At 66.3% G+C, this 26,138-nt stretch carries 21 protein-coding genes, 1 tRNA gene and 1 pseudogene; 8 read left to right on the top strand and 15 right to left on the bottom strand.

The annotated features are described in order from the left end of the window. The first annotated feature begins 220 nt into the window (after positions 1-220). On the top strand, positions 221-796 hold the full coding sequence (locus C8J44_RS05460; RefSeq protein ID WP_147453129.1) for a hypothetical protein: 576 nt from the start codon (positions 221-223) through the stop codon (positions 794-796). On the opposite strand, the gene C8J44_RS05455 is transcribed toward C8J44_RS05460, so the two are convergent. Then, a complete protein-coding gene (locus C8J44_RS05455; protein WP_183128699.1) occupies positions 695-3,349 on the bottom strand; it encodes a MobA/MobL family protein in 2,655 nt (884 codons plus the stop codon). The two genes, C8J44_RS05460 and C8J44_RS05455, sit on opposite strands and share 102 nt — an antisense overlap. A gap of 338 nt (positions 3,350-3,687) precedes the next feature. Between C8J44_RS05455 and C8J44_RS05450 the strand changes: the two genes are divergently transcribed. The 5 genes and pseudogenes from C8J44_RS05450 to C8J44_RS18920 all read left to right on the top strand — a co-directional run. Then, on the top strand, positions 3,688-4,428 hold the full coding sequence (locus C8J44_RS05450; protein ID WP_121903577.1) for a hypothetical protein: 741 nt from the start codon (positions 3,688-3,690) through the stop codon (positions 4,426-4,428). Beyond that, complete coding sequence (locus C8J44_RS05445; protein ID WP_121903576.1) at positions 4,425-4,757, top strand: hypothetical protein; 333 nt, start codon at positions 4,425-4,427, stop codon at positions 4,755-4,757. Before C8J44_RS05450 ends, C8J44_RS05445 begins: the two co-directional genes overlap by 4 nt. A 206-nt stretch (positions 4,758-4,963) precedes the next feature. Next, positions 4,964-6,523 carry a hypothetical protein gene (locus C8J44_RS05440; RefSeq protein WP_147453128.1) on the top strand — a complete coding sequence of 520 codons (1,560 nt, stop codon included), beginning with the start codon at positions 4,964-4,966 and terminating at the stop codon, positions 6,521-6,523. A 297-nt stretch (positions 6,524-6,820) separates the two neighbouring features. Continuing rightward, entirely contained in the window at positions 6,821-7,036 is a 216-nt protein-coding gene (locus C8J44_RS05435) for a hypothetical protein (protein ID WP_121903574.1), read from the top strand. Next, positions 7,011-8,054: pseudogene (locus C8J44_RS18920) on the top strand (recombinase family protein); the annotation flags it as partial. The gene C8J44_RS05435 and the pseudogene C8J44_RS18920, both read left to right, overlap by 26 nt. Before the next feature lie 564 nt (positions 8,055-8,618). Here C8J44_RS18920 and C8J44_RS05420 read toward each other — a convergent pair. The 8 genes from C8J44_RS05420 to C8J44_RS05385 form a co-directional block, all read right to left on the bottom strand. Then, positions 8,619-8,695, bottom strand: a tRNA-Arg gene (locus C8J44_RS05420). A gap of 134 nt (positions 8,696-8,829) precedes the next feature. Continuing rightward, a complete protein-coding gene (nth, locus tag C8J44_RS05415; RefSeq protein WP_121903573.1) occupies positions 8,830-9,531 on the bottom strand; it encodes an endonuclease III in 702 nt (233 codons plus the stop codon). Between the two features lie 4 nt (positions 9,532-9,535). Further along, the gene (dapB, locus tag C8J44_RS05410) at positions 9,536-10,315 is read right to left on the bottom strand and encodes a 4-hydroxy-tetrahydrodipicolinate reductase (protein WP_121903572.1); all 780 of its coding nucleotides are present in this window, start codon (positions 10,313-10,315) and stop codon (positions 9,536-9,538) included. A 61-nt stretch (positions 10,316-10,376) separates the two neighbouring features. Then, positions 10,377-11,144: a nucleotidyltransferase family protein gene (locus C8J44_RS05405; RefSeq protein WP_121903870.1), complete on the bottom strand. Its 768-nt coding sequence runs from the start codon at positions 11,142-11,144 to the stop codon at positions 10,377-10,379. Beyond that, complete coding sequence (locus C8J44_RS05400) at positions 11,141-12,034, bottom strand: hypothetical protein (protein WP_121903571.1); 894 nt, start codon at positions 12,032-12,034, stop codon at positions 11,141-11,143. Before C8J44_RS05400 ends, C8J44_RS05405 begins: the two co-directional genes overlap by 4 nt. Beyond that, complete coding sequence (locus C8J44_RS05395; RefSeq protein WP_060523973.1) at positions 12,031-13,119, bottom strand: diacylglycerol kinase family protein; 1,089 nt, start codon at positions 13,117-13,119, stop codon at positions 12,031-12,033. Before C8J44_RS05395 ends, C8J44_RS05400 begins: the two co-directional genes overlap by 4 nt. Positions 13,120-13,204: 85 nt before the next feature. Further along, positions 13,205-13,666 (bottom strand): DUF2141 domain-containing protein, encoded by a 462-nt coding sequence (locus C8J44_RS05390; protein WP_121903570.1) that lies wholly within the window; start codon positions 13,664-13,666, stop codon positions 13,205-13,207. 131 nt (positions 13,667-13,797) lie between these two features. Further along, entirely contained in the window at positions 13,798-15,162 is a 1,365-nt protein-coding gene (locus C8J44_RS05385) for a lipopolysaccharide biosynthesis protein (RefSeq protein WP_121903569.1), read from the bottom strand. Between the two features lie 140 nt (positions 15,163-15,302). Between C8J44_RS05385 and asnB the strand changes: the two genes are divergently transcribed. Further along, positions 15,303-17,243 carry an asparagine synthase (glutamine-hydrolyzing) gene (gene asnB / locus C8J44_RS05380; protein WP_259466718.1) on the top strand — a complete coding sequence of 647 codons (1,941 nt, stop codon included), beginning with the start codon at positions 15,303-15,305 and terminating at the stop codon, positions 17,241-17,243. A gap of 128 nt (positions 17,244-17,371) precedes the next feature. Here the strand turns inward: asnB and C8J44_RS05375 are convergent, their stop codons facing one another. From C8J44_RS05375 to C8J44_RS05365, 3 genes are all read right to left on the bottom strand, one after another. Continuing rightward, positions 17,372-18,496: a CDP-alcohol phosphatidyltransferase family protein gene (locus tag C8J44_RS05375; protein WP_121903568.1), complete on the bottom strand. Its 1,125-nt coding sequence runs from the start codon at positions 18,494-18,496 to the stop codon at positions 17,372-17,374. Between the two features lie 181 nt (positions 18,497-18,677). Further along, positions 18,678-19,793 (bottom strand): hypothetical protein, encoded by a 1,116-nt coding sequence (locus tag C8J44_RS05370; RefSeq protein ID WP_121903567.1) that lies wholly within the window; start codon positions 19,791-19,793, stop codon positions 18,678-18,680. Then, on the bottom strand, positions 19,790-20,542 hold the full coding sequence (locus C8J44_RS05365) for an NTP transferase domain-containing protein (RefSeq protein ID WP_121903566.1): 753 nt from the start codon (positions 20,540-20,542) through the stop codon (positions 19,790-19,792). The genes C8J44_RS05370 and C8J44_RS05365 overlap by 4 nt, the downstream gene beginning before the upstream one ends. A gap of 106 nt (positions 20,543-20,648) precedes the next feature. Between C8J44_RS05365 and C8J44_RS05360 the strand changes: the two genes are divergently transcribed. Beyond that, the gene (locus C8J44_RS05360) at positions 20,649-21,728 is read left to right on the top strand and encodes a mechanosensitive ion channel family protein (RefSeq protein ID WP_121903565.1); all 1,080 of its coding nucleotides are present in this window, start codon (positions 20,649-20,651) and stop codon (positions 21,726-21,728) included. A 153-nt stretch (positions 21,729-21,881) separates the two neighbouring features. On the opposite strand, the gene C8J44_RS05355 is transcribed toward C8J44_RS05360, so the two are convergent. Genes C8J44_RS05355 through otsB form a run of 3 tightly spaced genes read right to left on the bottom strand, consistent with a single transcriptional unit; the run spans position 21,882 to position 25,839 of the window. After that, on the bottom strand, positions 21,882-23,270 hold the full coding sequence (locus tag C8J44_RS05355; RefSeq protein ID WP_121903867.1) for a trehalose-6-phosphate synthase: 1,389 nt from the start codon (positions 23,268-23,270) through the stop codon (positions 21,882-21,884). Further along, complete coding sequence (locus tag C8J44_RS05350; protein WP_056060739.1) at positions 23,267-25,063, bottom strand: glycoside hydrolase family 15 protein; 1,797 nt, start codon at positions 25,061-25,063, stop codon at positions 23,267-23,269. Before C8J44_RS05350 ends, C8J44_RS05355 begins: the two co-directional genes overlap by 4 nt. Next, the gene (gene otsB, locus C8J44_RS05345; protein WP_259466717.1) at positions 25,060-25,839 is read right to left on the bottom strand and encodes a trehalose-phosphatase; all 780 of its coding nucleotides are present in this window, start codon (positions 25,837-25,839) and stop codon (positions 25,060-25,062) included. The genes C8J44_RS05350 and otsB overlap by 4 nt, the downstream gene beginning before the upstream one ends. Positions 25,840-26,138 lie beyond the last annotated feature (299 nt).

Here is a 26,138-nt window from a genome sequence, read left to right as displayed (position 1 = left end):
ACTGCGGGAGTTTGTTCTGTGGGCCATGGCGTCGAAACCCCGAAATCGTAGCCGGCCGAAAGACTAACGAGGTCGAAAGCTATTCGGACTGGTGGCGGACGCGTATGTCCAGCCCCCACTAAAGCTCTCGCGCCTGTTCGATCTCACAGGTTTTAAACACCCGGCTCCGGCGGCGTGCCGCCGGCTATCCAATGCGCATTTCTCATCGAGGATAAATGTGGTGACTCGGGAGACGAAGGCACCGTCGGCGAACCTGGTGGCGCTGATCGTCGCGGCCTGCGCCGGTGGCGGCGTGAGCAGTGCCGGTAGCGCGGTGCCGCCACCGCCGAACAGCCTCGGTCGCGCCGCGGTCGGCCGGCATGCGGGCGCGCTGCCCGCGGGCCTCGTCGTGCCCGCCACGCAGCTCGCCAGCCGGAACGAATCGCGTCGTGCGGCCGAGATGGGCAATCCGCTGCTCCTCCAGCAATGCCGTATCGGTGACGCGGGTGAGAGTTTCCGCGGCGCGCAACTCGCGGTAGCGTCGGCGCGCGCCGACGTGCTGGTGGCACAGGCGGCGCTGCTGCGCGCGATCTTCCGACTGCGTCAGGATGCCTATGGATGGCCGTCACCCGCTTCGGCAACGGGTCGATGCAGACTGACACCGGCAAGGTCCGCCGCGTCGACGGTAAGTGGTACATCACGCGTGATGTTCGGCTCATCGCGATATTGTGCCCGGATCGTTGATGTTCGGCGGCGGGCAAGTTCCACGACCATCTTGACCATCTGCATCGGGTGGGGGCGTTTCGAGGGATGGTGACGGTCCGATAGGCTGAACGCGATCTGTCGGAGATCGCGCCGGGGCATTTGGCGCAGAGGTATCTGACAGCCCGCCTGGCTGCGCGGCGCCTTTTGGCCCGGTAATCTGCGTCATGGCCGGTGTCGCGCTGTTCGCGATGCCGTTCCGTTCCTGCTCGGCGATCGCGCCAAGGACGGATCGCAACCTAGCGTCGTGCTGCCAAGCCTCTACCAGTTCTCGCATGACGTCGGGACCCGCCTTGTCGAGCGACCACCCCGCCTTCACGCGCACCAGCTGATTGGGATGCGCCTCGACATAGACTGCGATCATTTCGATCTCGCCGAGATGCTGCGCCGCGATGTCTTCGAGTTGGTGCTGCACCGGCCCGCTTTGCACGTCCTCCGCGCGCAGGCCGAACGCCGAGAGTGTGCGAACATCGACCTGTCGGCGACCATCGATGCTCGGCATAGGCCGGCGCTCGCGTTCGATGGCTTCCAGCATCGCCGCTGTCCGGTCCGCCCGATCGTCTCGCCGGATACGCGCGATGAGGGTGCGGCGCAGATCATCGTCACCGATGCCGACTGCCATCACCGTGCCCCGCTCGCGTTCGGACAGGACGGACCAATCGGCTTCGATCCGCTTGTCATCGCGTCGATAGGGGCGCGGTTCCGCATCGCGCAGGATCCGGCATGCTTCCTCGACCAGCGTCCGCCGGGCGGCCTCGGCTGCGCGTTCGGCTTCAACTCGCTTCGTCGCTGCGTTGGCGGCCTTGCGTCGCTCGGCTTCGCGCTCCCGGTCGAGGCGATGACGCCTGCGCAGGGCCGCGCCAAGGTCGTCATGCGGCAGACCTTCGACGATCTGTCGCCCCGCCGGCGGCATGGCGGACAGATCGAGAAAGAGCCGGCCGTGTTCCAGCCGATAGGGTGCCGGTTCTGACGTGAGGATAAGGCGCCGGGCCTGTTCGATCGCGTTTCGTCGGTCGTGCTCGACAAGCCGCTGGTGGATGGCGGCCGCCTCAGCACGCTGCGCGGTCAGCTTTTGGTGCAGCGCTGCCGAAATGGTCTGGCCTCTCGCAATCGACGCGATGCGGCGGAACCGCGTCAGCGCAACCGGGGACGGCATGATCGACGCCGGGCTCGCGTTGATTTGCTCCGCGATCGCTCGCGCTGTGCGTGCCAGCGCGATGGTCGTGTTTTGCATAGCGCGCGAATGCTTATGAAAGGAACGCCGACGCTGGACGCGCTGCAGGATCGCACGGCCCTGGTCGCGAGTCGTCTTGGCAACCTGCGAAGCGACGGGCCGAACTGCAGCCATTCCTTGGCGTGCCCGTGCGATCGCATCGCGGGCGGACGTCGCGATCGCGCTCGCGCTCGCACCGGTCATGACAGTAGCGAGGCGGCAACGCAGACCATCCACCTGCATCTGCCGTTCGAGCAGCGCCGTCAGGCGGGCATGCATCCGCACCTCGCGCGCGACCTGTGCCTTCTCGACCACCAGCTCGTTGCTCTCAGCAATGACGGCGTTGCGGGCAATGGCATGGACATGCTCGCCGCGTTCATGAGCCGCCATCGCCGCGGCACCGACATGGGCCTGGCGCTGGGCGTCAATCCCGCGTTCCTTGTATTTCTGATGGGTGAAGCGCTCAGGACGTCCGGCTGCACGGCAGGCGCGGTTCATGTGCGCGGCAGCCAGCGCGCGCATCAGCTTCAGGCCGTCCGGGTCAGTCAGGCCGTTCAGCTTCTCCGGCGCGATCTTCCATTCATGATCGCCGGTGCGCTCGCAGGGGCGCAGTGAGAAGCATACATGGGCGTGATGGTTGCGCTGATCGCCCTTCGCATCCGGCATGTGGATTGCAGCCACCCAAGGCAGGTCCAACCGGCCGAAAGTCCGCTCGCAGAAATCCTCGACCAGCGCGCGACGTTCGGCCGCAGTCAAGTCATGCGGCAGGTTCCAGATGATGCGGTGCTGGACGATCGCATTCGCGCGATAGCCTTCCTCGACCGTCTCTAGCGCGCGCCATCCCGCTGCGATCTCATGCGCGTCCTCGCCCATGTTCGACATCGGCACAGAATCGATCGCGTCGTCACCGATCCGTTCGAGCGCATCCTCACGCAGGATATAGAGCGCGTGATCGGCAGGCAGGCCTGCGCGCCACATCTTCGATTTGAAGCCGACATAGCGGATGCGGAAGAACAGTGCGACGCGGCCGGCTTCGTCGACTATCGGCACCTGGTAGGTGCGGATGGCGCGCTTCGAGGTTCCTGCCAGCATCGCCATCTTGCGGGAGGAAGACGCGGCTGCCGATGTCGGACGATCGGTCCGGGCCATGCGAATGCGCAGCGGACGCCCCCAGGCGAGCGACAGTTCCCGGTCGGCCCTGCGATCGGCAACGGCCTGTTCTCGCGACGCGCCAGCACGGCGACGCTTGCGAAGCGCCGCGACGCGGCGGAAGGCTGCGGCGACCGTACGCTCGGCGGCCTGCATACGACGCTCGGTCCGTCCGTTGTCCATCAACAGGCGGAAGACCTGCGCGTCCGCCCGCGCCCATATCCCTTCCTCGGTCTCCAGCAGCATCGCGGTCCCTCGATCGTGGCGCCGCAGGCTGGGGGGGGGACTGGAAGCGGATGCGCTGTTGACCGGGGTCAACATTTCTTTCGCATCCCACCCCCAAATCTCTTCCTAGACTGCGGTCTTCCGCTTCGTAGGGGCCGCTGCTCACTGCCGTTGCGGGGGGCGCTTGATTTGACCCATGCCAAACCCCGCGCCTCATCAGGGCACCGTTCCGAATTCAGGACAGCCGGTGAACCGCATATGGGGCATCGATCTTCCGCAAAAGTGGAGCGCCCCCCGCAATCGTCCGAACTTGAGGTTCGTATCGTCAGCCCGTCCGATCACGGACGAGGAGACGACTCATGGAATACGATGCCATCGAAGCCCGCCGCCGCCGCGAATATGAGACCGCCTTGGCTGCGAAGCGCAAGGTCGAAGAGCGGCTGGCCGAGATCAACCGCAAGGCCCGCAACGCGAAGACCCGGTTGTTATCGACGACCCGGTCCGAGCAGTGGCATCGCATGTCGCTCGCTTGGCTGGAGCGCGATACGGGATACACTGGCGAGATGGCGTCGGCGCGCGTCTGGTTGCGTCACCAGTCGCTCGACAAATATATTGCGTTGATCGCGCCCTTCGCCGCCGTACGGCCGGGTGCCACGAATATCGCGGCCGAGGTCGCGGCGGTCCGGGCCCATCTCGACGACTGGACGGAGCGCGGTGAGGCGCTACTGCTGAGCCGCGCCAGCCGCGCCAGCCGCGCCTATGCGGAGGACGTCGCGGGTTTCCGCGTCTGGCAGCGTGATAATCCTGACAGCAACGCGTGGCGGCGCAAGACGATGACCCGAACGCAAGGTTTCCTCGTCGGGCGGATGGTGGCCGCTCTGGAACTGGAACCTCCTGCCCGGATGAATCGTGGCGAGGCGCACGACTGGATCGACCAGCACGGCGGCAATCCGCGACTGGCGGTCGAAACGGTCGAATCGGTCAGTCCGGAGATCCCGCCGCAGCCGTCTGTCACCACTGTCGTAGCGGTCGGCGAAGTTGTGACCCCGTCCGGCCGCCTCCCGCTCGATGACATGAGCAACCACGGAGACGAGGCATGACCGACATTCTCGACGAAACCCGCTCGGTCGTCATCGGCGGCCGTACCGAGCTTTTCCACGGGTATGAGGCGCTCGCGCGTCGTGCCAGCGGGCTGATCGGTTGGATGCAGCAGATCGAGATCGCGCTGGGTGCGAATCCGCCGGGATCAGAAAAGGACTGGCACGACTTGGCGATCGCCGCCGAAGCGCTGGTCGCCGTCAGCACGGCGCAGGAGGTGTGGCTGGCCGACCATGATACAGCGCTCACCCGCGCGATCGAGCGCGTTCGCAGCGATATACGAACCCTCAATATTCCGCAGGGTAATGTGGGCGCGGGAGACGTGGCATAAGCATCTTCGATGACATCACAGCCGCGATAGCGCAAGCGGGCCTCGACGACGGCGTCGATCCCGCGGTCAGCTACCGGCGTGGCTGGGATTACTGGATTCCCGGACTGGCCGTCACCGATGGCTGTGGTATCGCCCGCACGCCGCATCGGCTCCCGATCGATCCGACGTTGCTACCCGGAGACGCTGTCGCGATCATCGACGGGACGATGACCGTGACGCAACTCGCCGGATCGATCTGGCGGCAAGTTCTGATCCGCCCGAACGACTTCCGCGCGGGCGACGGACCTGACAAGTTCGTCGTTAGCAGCATGGCCGCGCATTGCGGACGTGTCGAACCCTTGGTCGCGCTGGTCGGCCATTCGCCCCGCGATCTGGCGATCTATCTCGACGACCTGCGGCTGCGCGACCGCGCGGTATTCGATCGGGTGATCGCCAAGGACTTCAAGGGCGCGGTCGCGCTACGCCCCGCGATCGCTAATGATCCATGGCCGGATCGCGTGTGCTCCCTATGGGTCGAGCCAGAGGCGGATTATTTGCCGCCCTTTCTGGTTGCGGTTCTCTATGCCGAAATGGCCCGCCTGGCCGTCAATCAGGCCGGGCTGCTGACACTGGCATTCGATGAGGGCATCGCGCTTTCAACGCAGCGCTTCCTGCCCCGCGTTCCGCTGGCAGGTGGTCGCCATCAACCGTACGCGATCAAGCGGGCTATCGAGATGTTACCCTTCCAGTCGATTGCCTTGAGCGCGCCGGGGACCATTTTGCAACGCGGTGATGCCGAAGCGGCAGCGGCTTGGGCCAAGGTTTGCGCCGCGAGCCTGTCAGTGACGGCAGTGGAACGGAACGGCCTCGATATCGCGCCAACTACGCCGAAGCAGGCCAAGGCGACCGCCCGCGATTTCGCGGCCAGCCCCGCATTCTGGCTGGAACAGCGCAATGACCACGGCTGGTCACGCCAGAATCGCCCGGCCGCGACGCTCTGGGGGCTGGATTGGCGCCAGCACGCTTCGGTCGGGCTGGTGGAAATCATGATGACGGCTCGGGATTGGAACCGGCGCTGCAGAACGGGAGGACCTAAGCTGGCGTCCGTGTCGCTGCGGCGCGTGTCCTGGGCGATCGCGACGATCAACTACGCATGGATAGCGGAGAGCAACCCGGCCGCCGCCCTTTGGCTGTTGACGCAGACTCAGGGCAAGGAGGAAGATGCGTTGCCGCTCGTGTCCGGCCCCTTCGCTATGGACGGCACCCTCAAGGCGAAGTCGGGTGACACGCTGCGCAAGAATGCGATCGCACTGGTTGCCGACCGGCCCAAGTCGGGCGAACTCGGCTACACGGCGCGTTATCAGTCCCATTTGTGGCTGAACAACCGTGGAGACGACATTGCGCACTATCGCCATTATCAGTGGGACGCGATCGTAGGCTACCATCAGGCTAAGAAGGGCATCCTTCCAGAGGTCCTGAACGACACGAGCCGCGTACCCGAAGAGGTGGTCGCGGTTCTGGGGCGCTCGTACGGCGTGTCGCCGCACCACAGCGGTATCGGACATAATCAGCCATCACCCTGCGGCATGATCGGCGACATCGCCGCCGCTCGTGGTGCGCAAAATGTTGGTATGATGATCTCGCCCTTGTCGACCGATCCGATGCGAGAAATGTTGTCGCGAAAGCGGGAGCGGCACCAGAAGAAGAAGGCGAAGACCAAGAAGCGATCAGCGGATGGCATGAGCGACAATCAGTTGGGGACTGATCGGCCGGAACCCGGAAGCTGATCGGGCTTCACATCTCCCGTCGCCAGTCAGCTGAGGGTGAATAAAGCATAATTAACGGATCGGTTCATGTTTGTCTCACTCTCAAATCCCTCAATCCCGATTGGCATTTCCCGAAACCAGCGGTCGCTGTTGGAGAATCGGGAATTTCATCGACAAGATAGCGACATGGATCGAGCCGCCAAAATTTCATGCATTTGTCGCTGGCCGGATATGGTGAACCGCTAACACGAGCCCATAAGCCGACAATCGCGAGTGCCCCCCGCAACGGCATCGCGCTGATCCTGCGATGCCCGGCCCATGAACCGGCGTGCATCACCTCCAACGATCCGGGCGACCTTCGCGTCGCCGGTCGGTGATGTAAGCCTTGATGATCACGGACTTGTCAGCGCGGCCTTCGATGATTCATGGTCGACCCTCGAGCAGGAGGTCGCGCTAATTGACCGGCTGTTCGGCGGCGAAATCACCGCGTTGTTCGAAGGGCTTAATCATGGGAAACGACACTTTCGCGGGTAAGCGCGTCTTCGTCTACGCGCGGGTATCCACCACGCGGCAGGAAAAGAATGATCTGTCCCTGCCGGATCAGATAGCCACCGCCGAGCGCTGGGTCGAGGACAGTGGCGCGCAGACCGTCCGGGTCTTCTCCGAAGCGGGCAGCGCCACTGACGATAATCGTCGCGCCTTTCGCGAAATGATCGCGCTCGCCGAGTCAGATGAACGTCCGGTCGATATTATCCTCGCGCATTCCCTGTCTCGTCTGTTCCGCAACGCGCTCGACTTCATGCAGTATCGCGAGCGCCTTCGCCGCAAGAAAATCCGCATCATCTCGGTGACGCAAAATTTCGGTGATGACACCACCTCCGACCTTGCGGTGTCGATGCTAGCGATCTTCGACGAATATCATTCGGCGGAAAACGCCAAGCATGTGCGGCGGACGATGGTCGCCAATGCGGTGAACGGCTTTTGGAACGGGCAGACGCCGCCGATCGGTTTCCGCACCTACAACGTGCCGCAGACGCGCGGTAAGGACCGCAAGAAACTGGAGCATGACCCCGAGACGGTCGACATGATCCGGTACACCTTCAAGTCCTATCTGCAGGGCACGGCCGATGGTCCGATCGGCGTCACCGGCCTTGCCCATCACCTGAACGAGCGCGGCTACCGCATCCGGGGCAAACGGTTCAGTGTCGGGACGCTGCACAACATCCTTACCAACACCGCCTATATCGGATACGTGATCTTCAACCGCCGGGACTCGCGTACAGGCGAGACGCGGCCCGAAATCGAATGGGTGCCCATTCCGGTGCCGCCGATCATCGACGAAGACACCTTCTACGCCGTTCGCCAGCAGATGGCCGACCGCGATCCGCGGATGGGTGAGGCGGCGGCGAAGACCAACATGAATCTGCTTACCAGCCGCGCGATTTGCGGTTGCGGCGAGGATGGCTGCGGCGCGGGAATGATGACCAGCACCGGCAAATCCGGTCAGTATCGCTACTATGCGTGCTCCGCCCGGATCAAGCGCGGGCCGGATGCGTGTCCGGGACGCCGCGTTCCGATGGAGCATCTGGATGATCTGGTGGTCGGGGCGGTGACCCGCCATCTCGTTCAGCCAGGACGGCTGACCGCGCTTCTTCAGACGTGGCTGGATCGGTCGGAAACCGCCGTGGCGGAGCGTGCCGCCGAACTGAAGCGACTGCGGGCGCGGCTGACCCAGCTTGAAGGCGAAAGCGCACGAGTCATCAAGCTGGTGCGGAACGAGACGCTGAGCCCGGACGATCCTCAAGTCGCCACCGAACTGGGCAACATTCGCGCGCAGAAGGCCAGCACCCAAGCCGACATCGAAGTTCTCGAACGGCAACTCGATGCAGGCGACCGGCGAATTACACCTGCGATCATCGCTGAGTTCGGCAATCTTCTCCGTCACAAGCTTCACGAGCCGGACGGTAGGACGCGCAAGGAATACATCCACCTGCTCATCGACTGCGTGGAAGTCGGTGACCGTCAGATTCGTATCACCGGCCGCAACGCCGCACTCGAACGTGCCGTCGTCGCATCACAGAAGCCCGATGCACGAGTGCCCAAAGCTGAACGGAAATGGTGCACCCGACTGGATTCGAACCAGTGGCCTCTGCCTTCGGAGGGCAGCGCTCTATCCAGCTGAGCTACGGGTGCCGGATGGCCCGCCTAGCAAAGCGTGGCCGGCTGCGCCAGCCGTTTTCATGTCGATTGCTGCCGCGCTGTGTCGGTCGCGCGCGTATTGTCGCACGAGACGGTGATATGCATTCGTTAGACCTGTGCAAAACGCGTCAGGACTCCGTATTTGGCATACTCGGCAAGCTCGCCGTTCCGCACGTGCTCTTGCCCCGCTCCTTGGGCGGTGGCGTCTTCGGTTTGTAGGCGCACAGGTCGCTGACGATGCACCGCCAGCATTCGGGTGTCCGCGCCTTGCAGACATAGCGACCGTGTAGGATCAGCCAGTGGTGGGCGTGCAGGCGGAACGGCTGCGGCGTAGCCTTGTCGAGTTTCAGTTCGACCGCGAGCGGGGTCTTGCCGTGGGCGAGCCCGGTGCGGTTGCCGACCCGGAAGATATGCGTGTCCACCGCGAACGTCTCCGCGCCGAACGCAACGTTCAGCACGACGTTCGCAGTCTTCCGCCCGACGCCCGGCAGTCGCTCGAGCGCGTCGCGATCGTCGGGCACCTCGCCGCCATAGTCGTCGATCAGCATCTGCGAGAGCGCGATGACGTTCTTCGCCTTGGTGTTGTAGAGCCCGATCGTCTTGATGTGCCCCTTCAGCGCATCGAGTCCGAGCGCGACCATCTTCGCGGGCGTGTCGACCTCGCGGAACAGCGCCCGCGTCGCCTTGTTGACGCCGACATCGGTCGCCTGCGCCGATAGCGCGACCGCGACGACCAGCGTGTACGGGTTGACGAATTCGAGTTCGGTCTCGGGATGCGGATCGGCCTCAGCCAGCCGCGCATAGAATTCGACGACGTCGGCCTTCTTCACTGCGTCAGAGACCGAGTACGTCGCCCATGCGGTATCGGCCGGCGGGCTGTCCGGCGAGCCAGATCGCCGCCTGCACCGCGCCGCGCGCGAAAATCGACCGGTCGTCGGCGCGGTGGTTCAATTCGATCCGCTCCCCTTCGCCCGCGAAGATCACGCTGTGGTCGCCGATCACCGACCCGCCGCGCACCGATGCGAATCCCAGCGTGCCCTCGCTGCGCGCACCGACCAGTCCGGCGCGGCTGTCGACGCGGAGTTCGGCCAACGTCGTTCCGCGCCCCTTCGCGGCGGCCTCGCCGAGCAGCAACGCGGTGCCCGATGGCGCATCGACCTTGTGGCGGTGATGCATCTCGACGATCTCGATATCCCAGTCGGCACCGAGCCGCGCTGCGGCGTCGCGGACCAGGATGTTGAGCAGCGTCACGCCGAGCGAGGTGTTCCCGGTTTGCAGCACAGCAATGTCGCTGGCAGCGGCATCGATCAGCGACTGGTGCTGCGGCGACAGGCCGGTGGTGCCGATCACGATCGCGGTGCCGGCGGCGCGTGCCGCGGCGAGATGCGCCTCGATCGCGGACGGCGTCGAGAAATCGACCATCACGTCGGCGAGCTTGGCGATCGCGTTCGGATCTTCGCCGGCGTCGACGCCGCCGGCCAGCGTCGCGCCGGCGCTCTCGATCGCATCGGCGATCGCGCGACCCATCCGGCCGGCGCTGCCGTAGATGCCGATCGCGGTGGTCGCGGACGCGGCGGGGCGGTTCGGGCGGGCGGAAAGCGTTGTCGTTTGCATGCCGCCGCCCTGCCACAAAACCGGCCGGCGGGGCAGGGTGGTTCTGCGTGTTAGCGGTAAATTAGTGCGCGGCGCGCTGCTCGGCGAGGAGTGTGCGGACCAGATCGAGATCACCGGGTTTGTCGACGTCGACCGCCGCGAGACCGTACGGAGTCGCGACCGCGGCAGCGTTCAATCCCGCCATCCGGCCGAGGTGCGCGACCGCATCGACCAGCGTCAGCCTGCCCGACAGATACCGCAGCAACGTGCCGACACCCAGTCGACGAACGATCCGCCACGGCCGTTTGCGATCCGCCTCGACCTGCGCCCAGAGATCGAGCGCGGCGATCGAGCGCGGGGTGGCGAACTGGAATAGGTTGCAGCCCGACCAAGCGCCATCGGCGAACCGCAGATAGGTGCGTTTGGTCCCGGGGGCCGCACGCTCGATCACGTCACGCCGCGCGAGCAGGACCGCGACGTCGGCACTCTGCGGCGCATCGGCGCGAAACCGGCGGACCCAGTCGGCGTCGAGCAGCGCATGGTCGGCGGTCGTAACCAGCAGCGGCGTGCCGAGCGCGGCGATGCCTTCGCGCACGCTGAGGCTGGGACCGTTGGCGGCGGTCAGTACGGTGAGCCCCAACGCGGTCGCCTCCGCACGCACCGCGTCGTCGGATACCGAGACGGCGATCCGCGTCGCGCCCGCGTTGCGCAACGCCTGCGCAACGCGCGCAAGCAGCGTCTCTCCGTCGAGCACGATAAGTGCCTTGTGCGAGACGCCCGCATACCCCGCGACCGGATCGACCCCGCCGCGCGAGCCCGCTAGGATCACCGCGCTGAACCCCTCGCTCATGCGGCGGTCGCCCGCGCGCGCCATACCCGCCAGAATATCCCCGGCGCGGCGAGGATCGGGTGCTTCTCGCGCCACGGCGTGAGCGGCACGACAATCCCGGTATGGCGCTCGACCTTCCACAGCCCGTATTGCGCAGCGCCCTCGAAGGTGAACGCAGCACGGACCAGCCGCGCGACGTTGATCGGTTTGCCGGCCCGGCGGCGACGGCGCCAAGCGCGCAACAGTCGGCTACGGCTCTCGGCGGCGAGGCTTGGACGCAGCGTGCCAGCATCGTCGGCGAACGCGATCCCGTCGGCGGCCCACGCGAGCGGCAGCAAGCGGGTGTAGCGGTCCGGATCGAAACCAAGAATCTGCCCCTCGCGTCCCTTGCGTTCGACGCGCAGTTCGGCGGCGTAGGTCTGGCGGAACAGCGCGCGCCAATAGTCGTCCGCCGTGCCCGCCTCCGGCCCGAGCGCCGCCGCGAACCTGGCCGCAGACTTCGTGGCCTCGCCGATCGCTGCGGCAACCGCATCGGCGGCAATGGAGTCGCGCGCCCAAACCAATGCCGATGGTTGGACGAACCGCGTCCAGATGGTGGTGTCGAGCGACCGCGCCGCGGCGGCCTTCGCAAACGTCGCCATCCGCATCGTCGCGATTTTCGCGCGCAGCGTTTCGCCCGCCATCGCGAATTCGCGGTAGCTGACGGTCGGCCAGATGCCCCGCTCGGGTGGACCAGCGGTCAGCACGTAGAAATCGAGCACCCCCTCGGTCGCGCCGGTCCGCAGGTTCGACCCGTAGAACAGCACCGCGACGACATCGGCATGGGCGGCGAGAATTTCGGCCACATCGCGCACCGGCTGGATCGTCGGGGCCGCCAGTTGACGCCGCACGACGTCGGCCAGCGCGCTCAAGGGACGACGAAGCGGAGCGGCTTGCCTTCGCGCACGGTCAGGTCGCCACCGGGATAGACTTCGCCGTCGAGGATGAAGCCCGAGTCCATCGACAGGTCGAGCGACGCCGAATCGATCCGGTGATAGCCCGCACGATCGAGCCACGCGGCCGGCGATCCGGTCACGATCAGCGGCGTCGCAGCCGCGAGCCAGCGCGGCGGGGCGTCGACCACCAGGGTCTTCAAGCCTTCGCGCGGCGTGCCGAACGGCCGGATACCGACCGGCATATGCTGGAGCGTCGATGCCAGCATCAGATACCGCGCACGATCGGTGTCGGCATTGGCGCCGGCGGCATAGGCGGGCGCCGCGCCGCCCTGATACCGGATCCGCATGCGATCGCCCGCGCGCCACGCGCTGTTGGCGCCGCCGAACAGTGTCTGCAGGATCGCCCAGCACAGCGCCAGCCCGACCGCGACGCCGTTGAACGCGCCGGCCCGGTGGGTGCGCTGCGCCAGCGCCGTCGCGTGCACGAACGCACCGGCCCCGAACAGGAAGCCGTGCAGGCGCGTGCCGTCGGCCTTGCGCACCACCTCGATCGGGCTGCGAACCTTGACGGTCCCGTCGCGTGCTGCGGTCAGCGCCTGATCGAGCGTCCAGTCGTCGGGGATGCCGAGATCGAGCGCGAGTGCGTTGGTCTTGCCCGACGGAACGATCGCGACGCGGGGGGCGGCACCGGTCCAGACGCGCGCGGCCGCGGTCAGCACGTCGCGGATCGTGCCGTCGCCGCCATCGATCACCAGCAGTTCGATGCCGTGGCGCGCAAAATCTGTCAGCACTTCGGCGAGTTCGGCCTGGGTGCGGGGCGTGACCGCGAGCACGGTGCCCGACAGGAACGGCTTGGTCGCCTCGACGCTGCTGCGGTTGCGATGGCTCTTGGGATTGCAGATGATACCGGTACGGATCTTCGCGGCGGCCTCGCGCGGGGTCACGCCGTACCGATCGGCGACGGCCGGATCGAACAGGCCGTCGGGCCGCCATGCCGGCGGTGCCGGTGGCGAGAGCGAAGGCCCGCTGAATGCATTGAAGTTCGAAACGACATTAGCCACGATAGTAGATACCCGTCGCGGCACATAACCGCTACAAATTTGTGTCAGGAAGATTTCCGTTCAATGTCTGTGAACGGGGTTTAGTTCATCGACGATACCGCATCTTCATCCGCACGGTCGTGCCCGAGGGGGGCAAGGCGGTGCGGACCGACGCGAACGACGGCAGTCCGATCGACGTGGGTGCGTCGTTCGAAAAGCCGAATCCCTCCTTCGGCACGAACAGCGTCCGGTTGAAATCATGATCGCTGTTTTCGTCGTGATATTGCGCGATCGCGTAATAGCCGGGCTTCAGCCAGAAACAGGCGCGCGGGCTGGCGGCGGATACGCGCGCCCGAACGAGCTTGCCGCCCTTCGCCAGAAACCGTTTCTTGTCATCGGGATACACCGTGAAGGCGACCTCGCCGACGGCGTTGTGCATCGTCGTCGCTTCCAGGATCAACCTGGCGTTGCCATTGCCCGGCGTACCTTGGCAGCTCTCGGCCGCCTGCGCCTGGATCGGCGCGAGCACCGCCGCCGCGCCCAGGATCATAAGGAATAAAGGGTTCATCGACAGACTAAGACCGGGTAAAAGTGGCGATACAGCGGCGCGCAGATGACATTTACGCCGTGAACGCAGCCTTTATCGCCGTCTTTGTCGCAGCATGGGGTGCAACGGCATGCGCCGTCGGGCCATGCTGACTACGCCGTTTCTGCCTCGACGCTCGGCGTGCGGGTCATCCGCGCGGCGGCAAATCCGAGCAGGATCGCGACCGCCACCGAGCCGACGCCGACCGCCGCGGCGATTCCCGTCGAGCCGTAGGTCGGCATCAGCGCGAACGCCGCGGCGAACAGCAGCAGCACGCCGACCGCGCGGATCGCGAAGACGGTGCCGGCACGGTGCAGCGCGGTCATTACCGTATCGAGGCTGACGGTGGCGAGGTCGAAACAGCCTGCCGCCGCCAGCCACAGCAGCACCGGATAGGCATGGCCGAACGACTTGCCGCCGACGAGCTTGAGGATCGGCTCGCCGACCAGCGCGACGATCGCCAGGATCACCAATGCCGCAGCGGTGCTCGCCAGCATCGTCCGGATCAGGATACGGCGCAGGCGCGACGGCTCGGCGGTGCGCACCGCGCGGACGATCTCGGGGAAGGCGGCGCGTGACAGCATCTGCGACAGTTTGGCGAGCGCCTGCGCGAGCTGGGTCGCGAGCCGGAACGCGCCGGCCGCGGCGGGGCCGATCGATGCGCCGACCAGCAGCAGCGGGATCTGCTTGCTCGACAGGCCGAGTGTCGCGCTCGCGTTGGTGCTGAGCGAGAAGCGGACGATGCCGGGATTCTCGTCGCGCACCTGCCGCCACGGGCCCCGGCCGCTCGCGAGCAGGCGCAGGTCGCCGCTTTTCGCGACCATAATCCAATAGGTCGCGGCGGTGACGATCTCGGCGAGCGCCCAGGCGAGCATGAAGCCGCGGATCGTCGGTTCGAAGATCATCGCCGCGCCCGCGCCGACGAAGCGCATGATCGGCGTCATGCTGTCCGCCACCGCCGACAACGAGAATTTGTCGCGCAGCCGCAGGATGCCGAGCGGGGTCGAGCGGATCGTGATCAGCTGCACCACCGCGAACATCAGCGTGTCGCGCATCAGGTCGGGTGGAATGCCGAACCCGTCGCTCCACGCGAACAGGATCGCGACGGTCAGTCCGGCGCCGACCAGCGCGCTGCACATGTCGAGGATCGCCGACAGGCGGAGCAGCCGTGCGAGCCGGGGCGTGTCGCCTTGCTGGATCGGCTCGACGCCGTATTGAACGATGATCTGCCAGGTCTGGAAGCCGACGAAGGTCGCCAACGCCTGCGCGGCACCGGTGATCAACGCGAACCGGCCGAAATCGACGACGCCCAGCGTGCGCGTCGCAAAGCCGAGATAGAACAGCGACAGAATGGCGAGAACGCTGCGGCTTGCGAGCAGCCAGCCGAGATTGCGCGCCGCCGCCCGGAAAATCCCGGTCGTGCCGGCGCGCGCCGACGCATCCGCCGGGGCCGGAGAAGGAGCGGGGTCCTGAACCATCTGCGACCGGCCCCTAGAGTGCGGCGGCGACTGCGGCAAGATGCGCGGGGGCGGAGTGCGCAGCCGCGGGCGGGGCGCGCAGCGGGGGCGGAGGTGACAAAGCCGCGGGCGGCTCCTAGACCGCGCGCGATCGGGCGGCGGTGCCGCCGTCATGCGAGGGATCGTTCGTCATCTGCGGAATTGCCGGCCTTTACGCGCGGGGTAGCGCTGCCGTTTCGCCCCGCCTCGTCACGGCGCCCCTCATTACCGCGCAGTGCGACGCGATCCTGCACCGCGGCCCCGACGACCAGGGCGTGATGACCGATGGCGATTTCGGCTTTGGGATGCGCCGGCTGAGCATCATCGACATCGAGGGCGGACACCAGCCGTTCCATTCGCCCGACCACCGCTACGCGCTCGTCTTCAACGGCGAGATCTACAATTTCCGCGAATTGCGGCGCGAGTTGCAGGCGCTAGGCCGTGTGTTCGAGAGCGCGGGCGATACCGAGGTGATCCTCGCCGGCTATGAGCGCTGGGGCGACGACGTCTGGGCTAGGCTCGACGGGATGTTTGCGGTCGCAGTCTGGGATACGCTCGATCGGAAACTGACGCTGGCGCGCGATCCGATCGGGATCAAGCCACTCTATTATACCGATCAGGCCGCAGGGTTCGCGTTCGGCTCCGAGCTGAAGACGCTGACGCTGCTGCCCGGCATGGCGTTCGACGTCGATCGCCGCGCGCTCCACGATTATTTCAGCTTCGGCCACGTCCGCGCCCCGCGCTCGATTTACGCGCAGGTCCGCACGCTGCCGCCGGGCCATGTGATGACCGTCGAGGCGAGCGGCACGCCGACGATGCGCGCCTATTGGACGCCCGTCTATCATCCTTCTGAACCCCGGTCCGAGGCGGCGTGGATCGAGCGCTTCCGCGACGAATGGCTCGACACGATCGGCAAACAGATGGTCGCGGACGTCGATGTCGGCGCGTTCCTGTCGGGCGGCGTCGATTCCTCCGCGGTGGTCGGAGCGATGGCGCAGGTCTCGGATCGCCCGGTCCGCACCTTCACGATCGGCTTTCCCGACCCGCGCTTCGACGAATCGCCGCATGCCGAGGCGATCGCGCGGCATCTCGGCTGCCACCACGTCACGCGCACCCTGGAGTTGGCGGATGCGCAGGCGATGCTGCCCGAGGTCCAGCATGGCTACGACGAGCCGTTCGCCGATCCCTCCGCGGTGCCGACCTGGTACGTCAGCCAGATCGCCGCGCAGGAGGTCAAGGTCGCGCTGTCGGGCGATGGCGGCGACGAGCTGTTCTTCGGCTACAAGCGCCACGCGACCGAGCGCCGGATCGGGGCGCTGCCGGCACCTCTGCGCAAGCTCGCGCGCGCACTGGATGCAGTGCCGACCTTGCCCTCACGCCATGCGAACGCAGTGTTGCAGCGCTGGCGGAAAACCACCGGCAGCGCCGCGCTCCCGAACGGCATCGCGCGGTTCTTCGCCAAGACGCAGATCACGAACGAAGCCTTCCGTCGCGAGATATTCTCCGCGGAGTTCATCGCCGAGGAAGAAGGCGGGATCGCCGCGCTGGTTGCGGAATATTTCCCCGATCCCGACGCGATCTCGACCGACACGCTCGAGCAGTTCGGCCTCGCCGACCTAGCGCTTAATCTGCCCGGCGCGATGCTCACCAAGGTCGACCGCGCGAGCATGGCGCATTCGCTCGAAGTCCGCGTGCCGATGCTGGGGCGGGGGATGGTCGACCTTGCGCTGTCGATGCCCGCGGACATGAAGCTGCACGGCAAGGTCGGCAAATACGTGATCCGCCAGGCCATCGCGCCGTGGTTGCCGGAAGGAATTCTCGACCGCCGCAAACAAGGCTTCCAGATGCCGCTGGCGGCGTGGTTCGCCGGCGATTTCGGCGCGTATGCGGAGCAACTCTGGCGCGACAGCGGCGTCCGCGAGCAAGGCATCTGGCGCGCCGGCGCGGTCGACAAGGTGTTCGTCGATCACCGTGCGGGCAAGCGGGATTACAGCCGCTTCCTCTACGCGCTTGCGATCTACTGCCTGTGGTGGATCGGCCGGCCTAAGAGCGTCGCAGCCTGAAGTCTTCCACTCCGGCGGAGGCCGGGGCCCAACTGGGGGACGATGGTAACGGAAGTATGCGCCCGGTTACTCCAACCTTTCCAATTGGGCCCCGGCCTCCGCCGGGGTGGTGTGAGTATTTGGCTAGTTTACGCCAGCCAGCTCACCAACACCTCACCCTTGGCCTTGCGAATCATCGCCTGCACCAGCCTTACCAGATGCACCACCAGCGAGATCGCGGTCCACGCCGCCACCCCGACGATCCCCCAATCCGGCCGCGTCACCAGCAACCCCGCAAACAAAATCACCATGTTCGGATTGCGCCGCGCGGTGATCAGCCGGAACCAGCTGTCGAACCGCTCCCACACGTGAATATGCATCCCGAACCGAACGATGAACGCCCCCTCGATCAACCGCTGCGCGACATAGCCGAACAGCATCGTCCCGATCACTGCCCAGAACATGCCGTCGTCTAGCGGTCGCCCATACGGCGCGCACCCCGCCGCCCAAGCCCACCACCAGAACGGAGGGTGCACCAGATCTACCCCGTGATCCCACGCATTGCCGAGTTTCGACGAGGTGATCGTGCACCGCGCCAGCTTCCCATCGACGGTGTCGAGCACCATGAAGAACAGACCCGTCGCGAGCCCCGTCCAGAACCAGCCATACCAGAACGCCACCGTCGCGACGATGCACAGTACCGAGCCGAGCGCGGTCACCTGGTTCGGCGTGATCCCGGCGCGCGCGCAGACCCGCGTGATCGCGAGCGCCCATTCCGGCCACAGATACTTGGTGAGCAGGTCGGTGACGCCCTTGTACGCACCGACATAGCTCGCCCGCTCGATCGTCGGCACCGCGGCAGGGGTCAGCAGTTCGGCGAACGGGCGTTCGCGCTTGCGCAACGCCTCGTTGAAGATGCCTTCCTCGGCTTCGGCGGCGATCACCGTCAGCCCGGTCACCAGCGGCGCCTCGCCGAGCATCGCCGCGGTCATCCGCGCACGCTCGTCGACATCCCGGACATGCGCGAGCACGGGTACGCCGGTGCGAGTCACGACGGTACCGGGCCGCGTCTTCAGATACGCGATCCACATCGGGTCGCACGCATAGGCGAGGTTGGCGAGGATCACCGGACCGGTGTCGCCGTCGCCATCGGCCGGCAACCCTTGCGCGACGCCGATCCGCCGGATCCGCTCGGCATTGGTCATGCCCCAGAGCAGCGTGTCGTTCGCCCGGACGGTTCGGAGCGCTGGCGTAGGGGCTGTCGAATCTACCATGCCGCACCCGTTACCCGATCTGGACGTGAAAGCGAGAGGGGTGGTAAGTGAAGGACACTCCACCGGAGCCACCACCCCGGCGAAGGCCGGGGCCCAATTGGGGGACGGCGCCAACGGAGGACTGCGCGAGGTTACGCCGGTCATTCCAATTGGGCCCCGGCCTTCGCCGGGGTGGTGGGGTTTAGCGGAGCGGCGTGTGCTCCAACATCCGAACGATCTCGCGCGCAGCTTTCGCCGCGCCACCCTCGACCGCCCCTAGCGACCGCCCGGCAAATTCCGCCTGAACCGCCGCATACTCTACATGTCTCAACGCCGAGCGATCCACCGCCGCCACCACATCCGCAACGTCGCCAACCACCTCACCACAAACCCACATCGCGTAATTCGGATCGCCCTCCCAGGCGGCCCCCCCCGCATTGAGAAACACGCAAGGCCGCGGCCGCATCAGGAATTCGATCACCTGGCTCGACGTGTCGCCCAGATACACGTCCGCCACGCCGGTATAGCTCCCATCGACCATCGCGAACCCGTCGATGTCGCAGTGCACATGCGCCAGGTCACCGATCTCGCGCATCAGATCCGCCACCTCGGGCGCGCGTTCGACCAGTCGCTGATGCGGCGCGAAAATCAGATTGTAGCGCCCGTCCGCGACGATCCGCCGCACCACCTCCGCCCCCCAGCGCCACCAGGACGAGCGATGCTGCTGCCAATGCGGCGTGTACAGGACGACCGGCCGCGTATCCGCGAACGGCGGCGCGCTATGCGTCCGGTGCGTGAAGTCGGCCTTCACATAGCCGGTCGCGACGAACCGCTCGGGCGCGAACCCGCGGTCGAGATACGTCTGCCGCTCCAGTTCGCTCGGCACCAACGTCAACGCCGCGGCCTTCCGGCGGGGGTCGTCGCGCGCGCTCATCGAACCGACGCCGTGCGAGGTCTTCACGAACTTCGCGCGCATCGCAAACAGCCGCGGCAGCCACAGGCTCGTCTGCTCGGCACACACGACGACGGTCGCGCTGCGCAGATACGGCAGTAGCCGCAGCAGCATCGGCATCTTCACCGGCAGCACCGGATTACGCCCGCTGCCGTCGTCCGCAACGATCCGAAACCCCGGCGCGCGGCGAATGCGGACGGTGGGGAAGGGGGCCGTCCACCGCGTCAGCAGCGTCTCGTGCACCGACGTGCTCACCCAAAGCTCGATCGGCACGTCCGACTTCGCGGCGAGCGCCTCGACGATCGGATACAGATGCGGGATCAGCAGCGTCTCGCCGAGGAACAGGAACGCGACCTTCCGCGTCATGATCCCGAAGTGCCGCCCGCAGGCCCGACATGGTCATGCTGCCACAACGCGATATCCTCCGGACGGTCGATCTCCTGCCAGCGGACATCGCCCGCGACCCGCACCGCGCGGACGCCGACGGTCTCCGCGACGCGGCGGACGACGGCGTGGTGATAGGCGTGGATACCATCCTCCTCGCCGATCACCGCGCGCAACGCCTCGGCATACGCGCCGCCGCCGGTCGACACGATCAGTCCGAGCGAGCGATCGGTCGCCTGGTGCCCGACCAGATGCTTGCCAACCGCGACGACAGCGTCGCCATTCGCTTCGACCAGCATGTCGTCGAGCCCCGGCGTCACCAGCAGCTCGATGACCAGCTTCACGCCCGATCCCGGATCGACGCCCCGGTCGGCCAGCGCCGCGCGCAAAATCGCCGCGTCGAACAGCGTGTCGCCGTTCATCAATGCGAACGGTGCTTCGAGATACGCCCGCGACGCCCACACGCTGCCGATGCTGTTGGCGGCGGACCAGAACGGATTGAATACGAGTTCGGTCGGCAGGTCGGACACGCGTGCCGCCAGATGCGCCGCGACCTGCTCGATCCGATAGCCGCCGACGATCACCGCACCCTCGAACCCGGCGTCCGCGACCGCGTCGAGCTGGTGATCGAGGATCGCGCGGCCGCCGACCTGCACAAGGCATTTCGGCGTCGTCAGCGTCAACGGCAACAGCCGCGATCCGTGACCGGCAGCAAGGATGATGGCCTTCATGGGCGCGGACTTACGCACGAAGTGTGGCAGGAAAAAAGCTACCATGTATCGCGCGACCATGCTGCACTGCAGCGGAACATCCGCGGCCACGCACCGTTGCGCCTACATGCGCATATTCAGATCGCTTCACATACCCCATGAATGGGTCTGGCTGGAGAGCGTCGCCGTCGTCGCGGCGGCCGTCCTCGTCGCGCTGATCGCGCACTGGCTGACGATGCGGATCGGCGGCCACGCCCAGCGCCGCTCGACCGCCAAGACCGACGGACTCGTCCTCGCCCGCGTCCGTCGGCCGTTGCGTGCGGTATTCGTCTCGGTCGCGGTCGCGTTCGTCGCGCGGATCCTGCCGATGGACAACGACATCGAGGACCTGTGGAAGCAGTTGCTCGGGTTCCTGATCCCCGCACTGCTCGGCTGGCTCGCGGTCGCGGCGTTGCGCGCGTTCCAGGATGTCATCGAGATCCGCGCCGACATCTCGGTCGAGGACAATCTCCGCGCCAGGCGGAAACGCACGCGGGCAGCGATCCTTGGGCGGATCGGGACGTTCTTCATCGTCTTCATCAGCGTTTGCCTGATGCTGCTGAGCGTCCCCGGCATCCGCTCGATAGGCGTCACGCTGATGGCGTCGGCGGGTATCGCCGGCCTCGTCGTCGGTGCCGCCGCGCAGCCCGCGCTCAAGAACCTGATCGCCGGCGTGCAGATGGCGTTCACCGAGCCGATCCGGATCGACGACGTGCTGATCGTCGACGGCGAATGGGGGCGGGTCGAGCAGATCAACCTGACGTTCGTGGTCATCAAGATCTGGGACGAGCGGCGCCTCGTCGTGCCGGTGTCGAAGTTCCTCGAGCAGAGCTTCCAGAACTGGACGCGCGAGACCAGCCAGTTGATGGGTTCGGTGTTCTGGTATCTCGATCCGTCCGCGGATGTGCCGCGGCTGCGCGAGAAACTGGGCGAGATCGTCACGTCGAATCCGCGCTGGGACAAGCGATTCTACAACCTCCAGGTGACGGACGTGAAGACGGACTGCATCGAACTGCGCGGGCTGATGACCGCCAAGGATGCGGCGATCGCGTTCGATCTGCGGTGTGATGTGCGCGAGGCGTTGCTGAAGTATATCCGCGAGGAAATGCCCGAAGCGATCCCGCGCAACCGCCTGCTGATGGCGCCCGACCCGGTGAGCCGCGCCTAACTTCCCCCCTCCCTGGAAGGGAGGGGCCGGGGGTGGGTCGGCTTCGGCATAGTCCCAGGTGTATTGGCTGAAACTGGCCGACCAACCCCCAACCCCTCCCTTCCAGGGAGGGGGGCAAGAAGTTATGCCCCTCCTATCGAGGGGGCCAAGAAGTCAGGCCTCGACGTGCTCCGGTACCGCCTCGAGCGCGGTGATGAACAGCTCGCACCACCACATCACGTCCTCCTTGCGGACGTTGTCGATCAGCTTCTCCCAGCGTTCCTTCCGCTCGGCCAGCGGCATCTTCAGCGCTCGGTCGATAGCGTCGGACATCTCCTCGGGGCTGTACGGATTGACCAGCACCGCGTCCTTCAGCTGCGTCGCCGCGCCCGCGAAGTGCGACAGCACCAGCACGCCCGGATCCTCGGGATCCTGCGCCGCGACATATTCCTTCGCGACCAGGTTCATCCCGTCGCGCAACGGCGTCACCAGCCCGACACGCGCCGCGCGATAAATTCCCGCCAGCACGTCACGCGGAAAGCCCTGGTTGACGTAGCGGATCGGGGTCCAATCGATGTCCGAATATTCGCCGTTGATCCGCCCCGACATCGAATCGAGGTTCGCGCGAATCTCCTGGTAGGTATCGACCTTCTCACGCGAAGGCGGCGCGATCTGCAGCATGTAGACCAGCCCGCGCCGGTCCGGATGCGATCCGAGGAAGCGCTCATAGCCCGCAAATCGCTCGGCGAGCCCCTTCGAATAATCGAGCCGGTCGACCCCGACGATCAGGCTGCGCCCGGTCGCCGACATGTACATCCGCTCCTTCGAATGCCGCGCCGCGTCGCTGTTCGCCGACTTCTCGAAGTCCGCGGTCTCGATCCCGATCGGCGTGACGATCGCCTTGATCGTGCGATCACCGACCGTCACCCAGCCATCCTCGCCAACCACGCCGTCCAGCTGGCTGGTGACGTAATGCAGGAAGCTGTCGAGCCAGTCCTGCGTCTGGAAGCCGATGACATCGTACGCGAACATCGATTCGACCAGCGCGCGGTGGCTCGGCAGCGACAGCAGCATCGCCATCGGCGGCCACGGGATATGGAGGAAGAACCCGATCTTGTTCTCGACGCCGAGCTTGCGCAGTTCCTGGCCGAGCGGGACGTGGTGGTAATCGTGGACCCACACCAGATCCTCCGGCTCGATCAACGGCAGCACGGTCTCGGCAAAGCGCTTGTTCACCCGCGCGTAACCGCTGGAGAAGTCGCGTTCGAACTCGGTGAGGTCGATCCGGTAATGGAACAGCGGCCACAAGGTGCGGTTCGCGTACCCGTTGTAATATTCGTCGAAATCCTGCTCTTCGAGGTCGATCGTCGCGGTGGTGACGCCCTTGCCCTGCTGGAAATTGATGTGCCCCGTGAAGGTCTCGGTGGTCGAACCCGACCAGCCGAACCACACGCCGCCCTTTTCGCGGAGTGCAGCAAGCAGCGCGACCGCGAGGCCACCCTGGTTGCCCGAAGGCGCATCGACCGACTGGACGCGGTTCGAGATGACGACGAGGCGGCTCATCGGACGGCACTCCACGGCTTGCTGAGCAGGACCGCGCAGTTGATCAGCCCCACCAGCGAATAGGTTTGCGGATAATTGCCCCACAGCTCGCCGGTATTCGGGTCGATATCCTCCGACAGCAGCCCGGCCGGCGTCCGCCGCGCGACCATTTCGCAGAACAGCGCGCGTGCGTCTGCGGTGCGGCCAGTCGCGTGCAGCGCCTCGATCAGCCAGAAGGTGCAGACGTTGAATGCGGTATGCGGCAGGCCGAAATCATCCTCGGTCGCATAGCGCAGCATGTGGCTCCCGCGCCGCAGACCCTCCTCGACCGCCTTCAGCGTCGACTGGAACCGCGGATCGTCGGGCGCGAAGAAGCGCAGGTCGAGCAGCTGGATCAGGCTCGCGTCGAGATCGTCGCCACCGAACGTCGCCGAGATGCGCTGCGTATCCTCGCGCCACGCCGACTGCTCGATCGTCGTGCGGATCGTGTTGGCGCGCTCTTCCCAGAACGTCCGGCGATCCTCGAGCCCGAGAACCTCCGCCGCGTTCGCCAGCCGATCGCACGCCGCCCAGCACATCGCCGCCGAATAGGTGTGGACGTGCGCCTTGGTGCGCAGCTCCCACAGGCCAGCGTCGGGCTTGTCGTACGTCTCCCAAGCACGGTCGCCGACCAGTTCGAGGCTCTTGAAATCCTCCTCGCTCGACATCCGGAACAGCCGCTTGTCGAAGAACGCCTGGACGTCGGACAGGATGATCTGGCCGTACGCGTCGTGCTGGATCTGCTCGTATGCCTGGTTGCCGACGCGGACCGGGCCCATGCCGCGATAGCCGGGCAGGTCGCTCTCGATCCGCTCGATCAGCGTCGCCTCGCCGCCAACGCCGTAGAGCGGCTGGACGTGCCCCCCCTTCGACGCATCGACGATGTTGCGCAGATATTCGAGATACCCTTCGAGCACGTCGAGCGCACCCAGCCGGTTGAGCGCCTGCACGGTGTAGTAGGCGTCGCGGATCCAGCAGTAGCGATAGTCCCAGTTGCGCTCCGACCCCTCATGCTCGGGGATCGAGGTGGTGAGCGCGGCGACGATCGCGCCGGTCTCCTCATGCTGGCACAGCTTCAGCGTGATCGCCGCGCGGATGACGACGTCCTGCCACTCGACCGGCGTCGCGAGCCCGCGCACCCAGTGGCGCCACTCGTCCTTGGTCCGCGACAGCATCGCCTCCGCCGCCTCGTGCAGCACGCCCGCGAAGCTTTCGTCGGGGCCGAGGAACAGGTGCATCTGGCGTTCGAGCCGGAACCAGTTCTCGCCGACGATATGCCCGACCGGCGCATCGGTGGTCAGCCGCAGCGTCTGGTCGTCCATCAGGAAACGGATGTGGTTCGAGCCCTGCGTATGCTCGGTCGGCTTCCCCCAGTTCGTCGCGACCCGCATCCGAACGCGAATGCGCGGCGAGCCGGCCACCGGCTTGACGATCCGCACGAAGCTGGTTGGGCGATAGGTCCGCCCCTCGCGGACGAAGCGCGGGCAGAAATCGATCACCTCGACCGCGTTCCCCGCCTCGTCCTCGTGGCGCGTGACCAGGATCGGCGTGTTGCGGATATAGGCCTGCGTGGTTTTCGCACCGCCCTCGAGTTCGATCGCCCAGAACCCGGTCTTGGGCGCATCGCCGCCGAGCAGCGCGCAGAACGCCGGGTCGCCGTCGACGCGGGGCACGCAGCCCCAGACGAACGTGCCGGTCTTGTCGATCAGCGCGGAGACCTGGCAATTGCCGATCGGCCACAGGTTCATGTCGGCTTTTTGGGTAGGTGCGGTCATCGTGTTTCCAACATGGGTGTTTCCAATATGGCAGCAATCCAGTCGCGAAGTGCGGCAACGTCGTTCAGGCGGTAGGTGGCGGCGGTAGGCCGTTGCTCGCCGATCAGCACGCCCGCCCCGCCAAGATCGCGCGCGGCCTCGAACCCGTCCTCGTCGGTGACGTCGTCGCCAAAGAAATACGGCACGCTGCCCACCATCGCCGGCGCCGCGATCAGGTCGCGGAGGGCGGCGCCCTTGTCGCCGGGGGTGCGCAGCTCGACCATCATCTTGCCGCGCTGGAGCGTGAGGCCGTGGCGGGCGGCGAGGTCTTCGGCGAGGCGGACGGCGGCGGGTTCGAAGTCCGGCGCCATCCGGTAATGCAGCGCGGCGCCAAGGCTCTTGGCTTCGTAGACGAGGCCGTTGGCGTCGGCGAAGTCGCGGAACGCGCCGGCGGCGGCTTCGAGCGAAGCGGGGCGTTCGGCCGCGACATGGCCGTCGTCGGGCGTGCGCGTTTCGGCCCCGTGGCTGCCCGCGACCGCGAACAAATGCGCGTGGCGGCCGAGCATCGCATCGAGCTGCGCGATCGACCGCCCGCTGATGATCGCGACCCGACCGGGGAAGCGCTCGGCGAGCGTATCGAGCGTATCGAGCAGCATCTGGCTCACCACAACCGCATCCGGGGTCGCGGCAAGATCGACGAGCGTCCCGTCGAAATCGAAGAAAAGGCTCACGGCGTCGGGCACGGCAAGGGGCGGCGCGAGGACATCAGTCGCGGGCTGGCGTTCGGCTAGCATCATCCCTGAACCCCTAGCGCCACCGCTCCGTTCCGCTGCACTGCAAAATTGGAACGGGTGCGGTTCGATTTTTGGGGTGGGGCGGGGTCGGGGGAGGGGGCTGGGGAGCTCGCCATCTTGTTCTCCCGCGAACGCGGGAGCCCAGCACCCAGCAGCGCATCGCCCGTAACCCTGGCCCCCCGCCTCCGCGGGGGAACAAGAAGGGAAGGGCAGGGCGAGAAGGCAACGAAGCATGGCACATTTTCACCACTCACATCGCCGCACCCACCACCACCCCGGCGAAGGCCGGGGCCCAATTGGAA

It is taken from the genome of Sphingomonas sp. PP-CE-3A-406, from assembly GCF_003688625.1.
GTDB lineage: Bacteria > Pseudomonadota > Alphaproteobacteria > Sphingomonadales > Sphingomonadaceae > Sphingomonas.
Note: the sequence above shows the minus strand (reverse complement) of the source record. Positions and strands in the feature narration are given on the sequence as shown.